Source organism: Streptomyces sp. URMC 123 (assembly GCF_051386515.1).
GTDB lineage: Bacteria > Actinomycetota > Actinomycetes > Streptomycetales > Streptomycetaceae > Streptomyces.
The window spans coordinates 1-7,071 of sequence record NZ_JBPQTV010000336.1; the positions used below are offsets into that span (position 1 = coordinate 1).

Annotated in this window: 5 protein-coding genes; 2 read left to right on the forward strand and 3 right to left on the reverse strand. The window is 77.7% G+C overall.

Going from position 1 to position 7,071, the window contains the following annotated elements; genetic code table 11:
- The first annotated feature begins 715 nt into the window (after positions 1–715).
- Entirely contained in the window at positions 716–1,723 is a 1,008-nt protein-coding gene (locus tag ACSNOD_RS26510; protein WP_436769586.1) for a helix-turn-helix domain-containing protein, read from the forward strand.
- A gap of 120 nt (positions 1,724–1,843) precedes the next feature.
- Positions 1,844–2,326 (forward strand): DUF456 domain-containing protein, encoded by a 483-nt coding sequence (locus tag ACSNOD_RS26515; protein ID WP_436769587.1) that lies wholly within the window; start codon positions 1,844–1,846, stop codon positions 2,324–2,326.
- 90 nt (positions 2,327–2,416) lie between these two features.
- Here the strand turns inward: ACSNOD_RS26515 and ACSNOD_RS26520 are convergent, their stop codons facing one another.
- The 3 genes from ACSNOD_RS26520 to rsgA all read right to left on the reverse strand — a co-directional run bounded on the left by ACSNOD_RS26520 (position 2,417) and on the right by rsgA (position 6,765).
- Entirely contained in the window at positions 2,417–2,941 is a 525-nt protein-coding gene (locus ACSNOD_RS26520) for a methylated-DNA--[protein]-cysteine S-methyltransferase (RefSeq protein ID WP_436769588.1), read from the reverse strand.
- A complete protein-coding gene (locus tag ACSNOD_RS26525) occupies positions 2,938–4,554 on the reverse strand; it encodes a DNA-3-methyladenine glycosylase 2 family protein (protein WP_436769590.1) in 1,617 nt (538 codons plus the stop codon). The genes ACSNOD_RS26520 and ACSNOD_RS26525 overlap by 4 nt, the downstream gene beginning before the upstream one ends.
- 1,038 nt (positions 4,555–5,592) lie before the next feature.
- Entirely contained in the window at positions 5,593–6,765 is a 1,173-nt protein-coding gene (gene rsgA / locus ACSNOD_RS26530) for a ribosome small subunit-dependent GTPase A (RefSeq protein WP_436769589.1), read from the reverse strand.
- Positions 6,766–7,071 lie beyond the last annotated feature (306 nt).

A 7,071-nucleotide genomic window follows, 5' to 3' on the forward strand; every position in this document is an offset into this window, starting at 1 on the left:
CCCCCACCCCGCTTTGTGCGCCCCAACCGGCCGGAGGGGACGTAGCGGGGTGCCCCCGCAGCGCGGCGCACGAGACGGCGAGAAAGCCGAACACACCACGTGCACGTGCGCCGCCGAGGAGGTACCCCGGTGCGGCACCGACACCACCCAGCAACCGGGCGCGCAAACACCACCCAACCCCCCGCCCCGAAGGGGCGGGAAAGCTTTTCGCCCCTCCGGGGCGAAGAGAGGGGGGTCCGGCCCGAAGGGGCGGAAAAACCGGCCCCGGCCGAAGGCCGGGAAACCACCCCGCGCCTGCGGCGCGGGAAATGGGGGGCTTCGCGCCGAAAGCCGGGAAAGCGTCCCGCCCCTCCGGCAGGGAAAGGGGGTAGGCCCGAAGGCCGTAGGAACAGCGCCCTGTCCCGAAGGGGCGGGAAACACCCCGGCCTTCGGCCGGGGCAAGACCCCGCGCCTGCGGCGCGGGGAAGGGGGTCGCGCCGAAGGCCGGGAAAGCGTCCCGCCCCTCCGGCAGGGAAAGGGGGTAGGCCCGAAAGGCGGAGGGACAGCGCCCTGTCCCGAAGGGGACGGAAGGCTGGGCCCGGCCGGAGGGCGGGAAGACGATTCGTCCCGGAGGGGCGGGAGAATGGGGGTCGCGCCGGAGGCGCGGAGAAGCTCGTGACGCTCACGTCACAGGCAACGTGAACCGGAACGTCGCGCACCCCGCCCGGAGGAAAACGTGCTGAGAGCCATCGGCCTGGACGAGGCCCAGGAGTCGGCGTACCGCACACTGGTCCAACTCGGCGCAGCCGAGGTGTCGGACCTGGCCCTGAGGTCGACGCTCGCCGAGGACGAGACCGTGCGCGCGCTGCGCCGACTGGAGCGCCAGGGCCTGGCCGCCCGGTCCTCCGCGCGGCCGGAGCGCTGGGTCGCGGCCCCGCCCGAGGTGGCGCTGCGGGCGCTGCTCACCCGGCAGCGGCAGGCGCTGGAGCGGGCCGAGCGGGAGGCCGAGGCGCTCGCGACGGAGTACCGGGCCGAGGGCGCGGAGCCCGACGCGCACGACCTGGTCGAGGTGGTGACCGGGGCCGACGCGGTCGCACAGCGGTTCGCCCAGCTGCGGCTGGGCGCGCGGCGCGAGGTGTGCGCCCTGATCCCCGGCGCGGACTCGGACCCGGACACGGAGACGGAGACGGGGGAGGCGGAGGAGCCGGCGGAGCCCGCCGTACGGCCGGGCGTGCGGCACCGCGTGGTGCTGGAGCAGGGGCCGCCCGCGGGCCCGGCCGGGATGACGCGCTGGGCGCGGGCGGCCGGCGGGCCGGAGTGCGTCCGGGTGGCCGAGTGGGTGCCGGCGAAGGTGGTGATCGCGGATCGCGCGCTCGCGATGGTGCCGCTGACCGACCGTACGGCCGAGCCGTCCGCGCTGGTCGTCCACGCGAGCGGGCTGCTGGACTCGCTGCTGGGCCTGTTCGACCGGGTGTGGCGGCAGGCGCTGCCGATACGGATCGGGGCGGACGGCACGACGTGCGAGGCGCAGCCGCCGGACGGCCCCGACGCCACGGATCTGGAGGTCCTGTCGCTGTTGCTGGCGGGGCTGACGGACGCGAGCGTGGCGAAGCAGCTGGACCTGGGGCTGCGTACGGTGCAGCGGCGGGTGAAGCGGCTGATGGAGCTAACGGGGGTGGCGACCCGGCTCCAGCTGGGCTGGCACGTGTACGAGCGCGGCTGGATAGCGCGCGACCCGCACTGAGCGGCACGAGGCGGCACAGGACGGCCCGGTGCGGCGCCGAGCCGCACCGCACGGGAAAGCGCGGAGGGGCGGGCGACGGCCCGGTGGGCGCCCGGCCGCGCCGTCCGGCACCCTGGGCGCATGGGGACGTGGCAGCTGGTCGCCATCGGGACGGTGATGCTGCTCGGCCTGCTGGGCGTGCTGGTCCCCGGTCTGCCCGGGCCGCCGGTGGTCTGGGCCGGCGTGCTGTGGTGGTCGATGGCCGAGCGCTCCGGGGCGGCCTGGTGGGTGCTGATCGGCGCCACCGGGGCGCTGCTGTTCCACCAGGCGCTGAAGCGGCTGCTGCCGGCCCGCCGGCCGAGCGACGCGGGGGTGTCGTGGCGGACGCTGTTCGTCGCGGGGCTGGTGGGCATCGCCGGCTTCGCCGTCGTGCCGGTGATCGGGTGTCCGCTCGGCTTCGTCGGGGGGCTGTACGCGCGGGAGCGGGCCCGGCTCGGGGCGCGTGGCGAGGCGTGGCTGTCCACGCGGGTGGCCCTGCGGGCGGCCGGTCTGAGCATGCTGGTCGAGCTGCTGTTCTGTCTGCTGGTGGTGGGGGCGTGGGTGGGCGCGGTGCTCTCGGGCTGAGCAGCGCCGCGCGAGCCGCCCCGGTCGAGCGGAACGGCCCGCGCCGGGGCCGGTCCGCTCGCACCGGGGCCGGTCCACTCGCCCCGTGGTTCAGCCGCCGGCCGCCGGCGCTGCGGATCGGGCCGAGCCCTCCAGCGCCAGGAGCGCGCGCTTGCGCTCCAGCCCCCCGGCGTACCCGGTGAGGGCGCCGTTCGCGCCGATCACCCGATGGCAGGGGCGCAGGACCAGCAGCGGGTTGGCGCCGATCGCCCCGCCCACGGCGCGTACGGCGGCGCGCGGGGCGCCGACGCGGGCGGCGATCTCGCCGTACGTGGTGGTGGCGCCGTACGGGACGGCGTCGAGCGCGTCCCAGACCCGCCGGCGGAAGGCGGTGCCCTCCGCGGCGTAGGCGAGGGTGAACTCCTGGAGTTCGCCGGCGAAGTACGCGTCGAGCTGCCGGCACGCCTCCGTGAAGGCCCCGGGCGCCCGCCGTCCGTCGGCCGGCACGCTCGCGCCGCCCTTCTGGCCGGGCACCGACAGGGACGTCAGGGCGGTGCCGCCGGGTGCGGTCGCCGACTCCCGTCCGAGGAGGAGCAGTTCGCCCAGGGGGCTGTCATGGGTGGTGTAGAGGGTCATCGTTCCTTCGTCTCCGAACGGGTTCTCGAACGCGTCTCTGCTCGGGCCCCCGCACGGACCCCTGCACGGGCCTCTGAACGGGTGTCCGAACGGGTGTCCGAACACGTCGCGTTCCACAGGTGGTGCACGGCGTACGAGCGCCAGGGCCGCCAGCTCTCCGCGGCGCCGGGGTCCGCGCCGATGGCCGCCAGGCCCCGCCGTACGCCGGCGTCGTCCGGCAGGAACACGTCGGGGTCGCCGAGGGCGCGCATCCGGATGGTGCCGGCGGTCCGGGGGCCGATGCCCGGCAGGGCGAGCAGCGCCTGCTCGGCGGCGTCCCGGTCGGCGCCCGGGTCGAGGTGCGCGGCCGCGTCGGCGAGGGCCCGCAGCGTGCGGCGGGTGGCGTCCGGGAGCCCGAGCCGGCCCCGCGGATCGTCCGGGCCCGGCCGGCCGCGCGGACCGTCCGGCCCCCGCGGGTCGCGCGGATCGCCGGGCCCCGGCTCGTCGAGCGCCGCGTCCGCGATGCTCCCCGGCTCCGGGAACACATGGGTGAGCCCGCCGTCCGGCGCGGTCAGCGGCTTGCCGTGGGCGCTCACCAGCGCGGCGAGCCGCCGCGCCGCGGCCCCGGCGGGGGCCCGGTGGCCGACCACCGCCCGTACGGCGACCTCGAACGGGTCGACGGCGCCCGGGGAGCGCAGCCCCGGCCGCGCGGCGACCAGCGGGCCGAGAGCCGGGTCGGCGCCGAGCCGCTCGGCGACCGCGTACGGGTCGGCGTCCAGGTCGAACAGGCGCCGCAGCCGCTGCACGGCGGTGGTCAGATCCCGCAGGTCGGCGAGGTGCAGCCGGCACGACAGCCAGCCGCCGGGCCGCGTGGGCTCGTCGACCTCGGCGACCGCCGTGCCGTGCGGCAGGCCGAGGGTCCTGCGGTAGACGCGCCGGCCGGGCCCGCCCGTCATCTCCTCGACGCCGTCCACCAGCCGCCGCTGGAGGAAGTCGAACATCTCCCGGGCGGCGTACGGGCCCCGGTGGGCCAGGCGCAGGGGGAGCCCGGCCCGGCCGCCGTCCGGGGCGGGGGCGCGGCGGGCGGACCGCCGCAGCGCGCTGGGGGTGAGCGCGTAGATCTCGCGCAGGGTGTCGTTGAACTGCCGGACGCTGGCGAAGCCGGCGGCGAAGGCCACCTCGGTCACGGGCAGCGCGGTGGTCTGCAGCAGGACCCGGGCGGTGTGCGCCCGCTGGGCGCGGGCGAGGGCCACCGGTCCGGCGCCCAGCTCGGCGGTGAGCTGGCGCTGCACCTGCCGGGGGCTGTAGCCCAGCCGGTGCGCGAGCCCCGCGACACCCTCGCGGTCCACCACCCCGTCGGCGATCAGCCGCATCGCCCGGCCGACGAGGTCGGCGCGGACGTTCCACTCCGCCGAGCCGGGGACGGCGTCCGGGCGGCAGCGGCGGCAGGCCCGGAAGCCGGCGCGCTGCGCGGCGGCGGAGGAGGGGAAGAAGCGGACGTTGTGCCGCTTGGGGGTGATGGCGGGGCAGCTCGGCCGGCAGTAGATGCCGGTGGTGGCCACGGCGAAGAGGAACTCTCCGTCGAAGCGGGCGTCGCGGCTGGTCACCGCCTCGTAGCGGGCGTCGTCGTCCATCACGCTCCCCAGTCTCCGCCATGGCGGGGCGGGCGACTGGCGGAAATGCGACAGGGGATTCGACGAGGCCGCGCGGGGCGGCCCCGCCCCGGGGCCGGGCGGGACGCCCGCGCCGCGGCGGACGCGTTGTTTCCGGCGGCCGCTGGCCGGTGCCCGGTGGCCCAGGGCCGGGGCCGTGGCCGGTCTCCCAAGGCCGGCGACCGGTCCCCTGGACCGGTGGTCGGTGACCCGGGGCCGTGGCCGGTGGCCACGGACCGGGACCGGGGCCAGGGCCGGCGGCCACCCGGGCTCGGCGGCCGGTGGCCAGGGCCGTCGCCCGAGGCCAGGGCCGGGGCCGGTCGCGCAGGGTTGGCGGCCGGTGGCCGAGGGCCGTAGCCCGGGGCCGGCGACCGGTGGCCCGGGGCCCGGGATCGTGGGCCGGTGGTCGGTGGCCCGGGGCCGTGGCCCGGAGCCGGGCGGGGCGCCCGCTCCGGGCGGACGCGCCACGGCGAAGCGCTGATTCCGGCGGCCGACGGCCGGTGGCCCGGGGCCGGGACCGGGCCCGTGGGCCGCGGGCCCGGGCTCGGCGGCCACCCGGACCGTGGCGGTCACCCGGGCTCGGCGGCCGGTGGCCCGGGACCGGCGGCCGGGGCCGGGCAGGGCACCCACGCCAGGCGGACGCGCTGATTTCGGCAGCCGACGGCTGGTGGCCCGGGGCCGGAGCCGGGGCCCAGGGCCGGGGCCGGTGGTTGGTGGCCTGGGGCCGTCGCCCGGGGCCGGGCAGGGCGCCCGCGCCAGGCGGAGCCGCTGCTTTCGGCCGGCCGGTGACCGGGACCGTGGCCGGTCGCCCAGGGCCGGCGACCGGTCCCCTGCCAGCGGCCAGTGGCCGATAGCCGGTGGCCGCCCGGGCCGTGGCGGTCACCCGGGCCCGGTGGCCTCCGGCCCCGGTGGCTCCGGGGGTCAGGGCGGCCCCCGCCCTGCGGCCCTTCCGCCGCGACCGCCGACAGGCGCCCGCGCCGGACACCGCGACCCGCCCAAACAAGGCATGAAGACAGGCGCTCAGCGAGGAGCGCCCCCGCGCTTCCACTGCACCATCTGCCGCCCCTGCTCCTGCTTGCGCTTCCAGTCGCGGCGCAGTTCGGCGCGGAGCCGGGCGTCCGTGCGGGCCGCCAGCCGCTGGTTCTCCCGGAGCAGCTTGCCGTAGCTCTCCAGGCGCCGCTGCGGCAGCTCGCCGTCCTCGACGGCGGCGCGCACCGCGCAGCCGGGCTCCGCGGCGTGCGCGCAGTCGTGGAAGCGGCACCGCTCGGCCAGCGCCTCGATCTCGGCGAAGACCTGGGCGACGCCCGCCCCGGCGTCCCAGATCCCGACGCCCCGCAGCCCCGGGGTGTCGATCAGCACCCCGCCGCCGGGCACGGCGAACAGGTTGCGGGTGGTGGTGGTGTGCCGGCCCTTGCCGTCCCGGTCGCGGACGGCGTTCACCTCCTGGAGGTCCGCGCCGAGGAGCGCGTTGGCCAGGGTCGACTTGCCGGCCCCGGACTGGCCCAGCAGGACGGCGGTCCCCCGGCCGAGGTGGGCCCTCAGCTCGTCGATGCCCTGTCCGGTCTCGGCGCTCACCGCGATGACCTGGGCGCCCGGCGCGGCGGAGCGCACATCGTCGACGAGGTACCCGAGGCCCTCCGCGTCGGGCACGAGGTCCGCCTTGGTGAGGACCACGAGCGGCTGGGCGCCGCTCTCCCAGGCGAGGGCGAGGAAGCGCTCGACGCGGCCGAGGTCCACCTCGGCCGAGAGCGGGGCGGCGACGATCGCGTGGTCGACGTTGGCGGCGAGGATCTGGCCCTCGGACCGCTCGGAGGACGTGGCGCGCACGAACGCCGTGCGGCGCGGCAGCAGCGCGGTGACGGCCCCCTGCCCGGTGTCGAGCACCGCCCAGTCCCCGGTGCAGGGGAAGGCGACGGGGTCGGGGGTGGCGACCGGCGCGGTGTCGGCCTGGACGACGGCGGTGCCGCCGGGGCCGTCGGCGACGACGAGGTCGCAGCGGCCCCGGTCGACGCGGGCGATCCGGCCCGGTACGAGACCGGTGCCGGCGTGTGCGTCGAAGGCCGAGGCGTGCGCGTCGAACGCGGCGGCCCAGTCTGCGTCCCAGCCGTACGGCACGAGGACGTCATGGGGAGCCCCGGTGGACGGCGCGCGGGACGGCGTCGTGGTGGACGGGTTGAGAGATGCGTGGAACAAGGGGAAACCCTTCGAAGGGTGGCCCCGGCGGCGCGCTCGGCGCGCGTGCAGTCGAACTGTCGAAACTGTCGAAAGAAGTCAGCCGGAGGCCACGAAAGAGGTGGGGATGTCTTCCTGGGTGCGGGCAGCGCCCTGCGCGACGGCAAACATCGGCGTCCACCTCCTGCTCTCTCGGCTGTTCTGCTGTTCTCGCGTACGGCTGTTCTCGCCGGAGCGTAGGCGAGAAGGCTGACGGGGCGCCAACCCTTTTTCCGGCGGAACCCTTCGGGCTCCGCCCGGCCCGACCCCGTACAGCCCCCGCCCGAC

What these genes read in the sequence shown, in the direction of transcription:
- ACSNOD_RS26515 (WP_436769587.1), top strand. Translation starts at nt 1,844, where the DNA reads ATGGGGACGTGGCAGCTGGTCGCCATCGGGACGGTGATGCTGCTCGGC.
- ACSNOD_RS26520 (WP_436769588.1), bottom strand. Translation starts at nt 2,941, where the DNA reads ATGACCCTCTACACCACCCATGACAGCCCCCTGGGCGAACTGCTCCTC.
- ACSNOD_RS26525 (WP_436769590.1), bottom strand. Translation starts at nt 4,554, where the DNA reads ATGGACGACGACGCCCGCTACGAGGCGGTGACCAGCCGCGACGCCCGC.